Annotated in this window: 4 protein-coding genes; 3 read left to right on the top strand and 1 reads right to left on the bottom strand. The window is 71.7% G+C overall.

What is annotated here, in order from left to right:
• Positions 1 to 94: 94 nt before the first annotated feature.
• A complete protein-coding gene (locus ACFWEP_RS33530; protein WP_387375909.1) occupies positions 95 to 685 on the top strand; it encodes a hypothetical protein in 591 nt (196 codons plus the stop codon).
• Between the two features lie 50 nt (positions 686 to 735).
• On the opposite strand, the gene ACFWEP_RS33525 is transcribed toward ACFWEP_RS33530, so the two are convergent.
• Positions 736 to 1251 carry a MarR family winged helix-turn-helix transcriptional regulator gene (locus ACFWEP_RS33525; RefSeq protein WP_387375907.1) on the bottom strand — a complete coding sequence of 172 codons (516 nt, stop codon included), beginning with the start codon at positions 1249 to 1251 and terminating at the stop codon, positions 736 to 738.
• A 116-nt stretch (positions 1252 to 1367) separates the two neighbouring features.
• Between ACFWEP_RS33525 and ACFWEP_RS33520 the strand changes: the two genes are divergently transcribed.
• Together ACFWEP_RS33520 and ACFWEP_RS33515 are read left to right on the top strand one after the other, a co-directional pair.
• The gene (locus ACFWEP_RS33520; RefSeq protein WP_387375905.1) at positions 1368 to 2624 is read left to right on the top strand and encodes an MFS transporter; all 1257 of its coding nucleotides are present in this window, start codon (positions 1368 to 1370) and stop codon (positions 2622 to 2624) included.
• A gap of 67 nt (positions 2625 to 2691) precedes the next feature.
• Positions 2692 to 3120 (top strand): hypothetical protein, encoded by a 429-nt coding sequence (locus ACFWEP_RS33515; protein WP_328719776.1) that lies wholly within the window; start codon positions 2692 to 2694, stop codon positions 3118 to 3120.
• Positions 3121 to 3137: the final 17 nt, after the last annotated feature.

Raw genomic sequence — 3137 nt, 5'->3', positions numbered from 1 at the left:
GCGAAAGCGGCGGTGGACGGGGCCTCCTGGGCGTGTTCGGGGCCGGAACGGTACGGTCGTGTGCGCAGTACCGGACGAAAGAATCGGGGACATGGTGAGCGAGCCGAATCCGTACGCGGACGATGCCTACAAGTGGGGTCCGCCCCAGCAGCCCGCCAACCCGCCCACGGTGGCGGACGGTCAGGGGTACGGCTACCCGGCGGGCGGCCCGCCGGCGTACGGCTATCCGCAGCCCCTGCCCGAGTCCGCGGCCCAGCAGGGGCCGGGGTACGGCTACCCGGGCCCGGAGCAGCAGCCGACGATGGGCGCCAACTTCCCTGTCCCGCAGCAGGGTTACGGCGGCGGACCGATGCTGAGCATCGGCGACATAGCCGTCATGAACGACTCGGTCGTCACCCCGTCCGGCACGATGCCCCTCAAGGGCGCGGTGTGGACGGCGACGGACATGTCGCGCACCGAGGAGAAGATCCCGACGGTGGCGATCGTGCTGGCGATCATCTTCGCGCTGCTCTGCCTGGTGGGTCTGCTCTTCCTCCTGATGAAGGAGAAGAAGACCACCGGCTTCGTGCAGGTGACGGTGACCAGCGGCGGCCGGCACCATTCGACGATGATCCCGGCCAGGGACGTGAACACCTTCCCCATGGTCATGGCGCAGGTCAACACCGCGCGCTCGATGAGTGTCTGAACCTCCGGCGCCCGGCACCCGGCCGCACGCCGGCCGGCCCGTGCCGCGGCTCAGACGCGGGGGGCTTCCGGCTCCGGGCCGTGCTCGGCAGCCAACAGGACACGCCGCAGCAGGGAGTTGAGCTGGACGCGCCCCTCGGCGTCCAGCGCTCCGATCAGCCGGGTCTCCTCGTGGCCGAGGTAGTCCATGGTTCCCATCCAGACGGCCCGGCCGGCCGGGGTGAGTTCCACGACGACCCTGCGCCGGTCGGTGGTGGAGGGGGTGCGGCGCACATAGCCGCGGCCCTCCAGCACGTCGAGCCGTCCGGTGACGGAGGCGGGCGCCAGGTCGAGGGCGGCGGCCAGTTCGGACGGGGCGGCGGAGCCACCGCGTCCGGCCAGCTCGTGGAGCGTCTCGAACTCCGGTCGGTCCAGGTCGGCGTCGGCGAGCGACTGCTCCCTGACCCGCCGCAGATGTGCGGTGATCTTCTGCATCCGGGTCACCGCGCCTTCGACGTCGGGATCGAGCCCGGGAAGCACCGGCTTCCACCGCTCTATGTGGCTGTCGACCCGGTCGCGTGGCTGCATGGCGGAATCGTACGCCCGCCGGGGCGGGCACCTCACCGCACCCGTTCCGGGCGGAGCGATCCACGAACTCCCTTATTTCGCTGGCGAATTATTCGGAAGCGAAATAAGTTGTGCCCATGCCGTCCCACCCCCTGCGCACCCGCGCCTTCGCGCTGCTCTTCGCCGGCCAGACCCTCTCCCTGGCCGGCGACGCCGCCGTGCCGGTCGCGCTCACCCTCGCCGTCTACCAGGCCACCGGATCGAGCGGAACCCTCGCTCTCGTACTCACCTGCGCACTGATCCCCAAGGTGTTGCTGCTGCCGCTCGGCGGGGTGATCGGCGACCGGTTCGACCCGAGGACCGTCGCGCTCGTGACCAACGCCGTACGGGCGGCGGGACAGATCTTCGTCGGGCTGGAACTCCTCGGCGCAGACCCCCGCATCTGGCAGATCGCGGTCGCCGAGGCGGTCGGGGGCATCGCCGGAGCCTTCTCCATGCCGACCGCCGCCCCGCTGGTCCGGGGCACCGTGGACGACTCCCAACTGCTGCGCGCCAATGCCCTGATCGCCTCGGTGAACGGGGCGGTGAGGCTCGGCGGGCCGGCTCTCGGCGGCACCCTGGTCCTCACCGCGGGGGCCGGGTGGGCGTTCCTGCTCGACGGCGCGAGCTTCGCGGCGTGCGCCGCCCTGCTGGCCGCGATCCGGGTGCGGCGTGTCCGGGTCCCCCACTCCTCGGTCCTCGCGGACCTCAAGGAGGGCTGGAGCGAGGTGCGCGCCCGGGACTGGTACTGGTCCACCCTGATCGCGCACGGCGTCTGGAACGGCGCGGCGGCGGTCCTGGCCACCCTCGGCCCGGCGGTGATCGTCGGCGCGCGCGGCGACGAGGGCGCCTGGGTCACGCTCATGCAGGTCGGCTCCGCCGGAGTGCTGGCGGGCTCCCTGCTGGCCGGCCGGGCCAAGCCGCGCAGGCCGGTCCTGGTCTCCACCCTGGGCCTGGCGACGTACGCCCTGCCCCTGGCGCTGCTCGCCGCCTCGGCGCCCGCCTGGGCCACCATCACCTCGTACGGACTCGCCCTCACCGGCCTGGGGTACCTCGGCCCGGTCTGGGACACCTCGGTGATGTCGGCCGTCCCGGAGCAGGTGCTGGCCCGGGTCACGTCGTACGACTGGCTGATCTCGATCGCCGCGATGCCCCTGGGGTACGTACTCGCCCCGCTGGCCGCCTCCGCGGTAGGGCCCGGGCTTCCGCTCGGGGTGGCAGCAGCCGCGGTGCTGACGGCCTGCCTGGCCACGGCCGCACTGCCGGGCGTCCGGCACTTCGTGACCGAGCCGGACCCCGGCGCGGCACAGGGCGCCGAGGCGGCCCCGAAGGCACTCACCCCGACCCCTTCTTGAACATGTTCAAGAAGGGGTCTACAGTCCATGACAACGGGTTGTTGAACACGTTCAAAGGGGCTGGGGCATGGACCTCACCGTGGTCGCGTACATCATCTATCTGGTCGTCAGCGTGGCGCTCACCGTCTGGGTGGCGCGCACACTGAGCCGCAACGGGCGCATCTTCATCGCGGACGTCCTGAAGGGGAACGAGAAGCTCGCCGACGCCGTGAACCATCTGCTGGTGGTCGGCTTCTACCTGGTGAACCTGGGCTTCGTGACGCTCTATCTGCGCAACACCGACGACATCGCGGACGCCCGCGCGCTCTTCGACGCGCTCTCGCCGAAGATCGGCGTCGTCCTCCTGGTGCTCGGCGCCATGCACCTGGGCAACGTCTTCGTCCTCAGCAGGATGCGCCGCCGTGGCCTGATGGAGCGTGAGCAGACCCCGCCGGTACCGCCGCAGGGCTGGACCGGGCCGCAGGGCCCGTGGGCGGCCCCCGCCGCCGGAAGGTGAGCGAGGTGCCCCGCGGG

The sequence above is a fragment of the Streptomyces sp. NPDC060198 genome (assembly GCF_042728415.1).
Lineage (GTDB): Bacteria > Actinomycetota > Actinomycetes > Streptomycetales > Streptomycetaceae > Streptomyces.
The sequence above is the reverse complement of the archived record's forward strand: the minus strand, read 5'-3'. Positions and strand labels throughout refer to the sequence as shown.

What these genes read in the sequence shown, in the direction of transcription:
- ACFWEP_RS33525 (WP_387375907.1), bottom strand. Translation starts at nt 1,251, where the DNA reads ATGCAGCCACGCGACCGGGTCGACAGCCACATAGAGCGGTGGAAGCCG.
- ACFWEP_RS33520 (WP_387375905.1), top strand. Translation starts at nt 1,368, where the DNA reads ATGCCGTCCCACCCCCTGCGCACCCGCGCCTTCGCGCTGCTCTTCGCC.
- ACFWEP_RS33515 (WP_328719776.1), top strand. Translation starts at nt 2,692, where the DNA reads ATGGACCTCACCGTGGTCGCGTACATCATCTATCTGGTCGTCAGCGTG.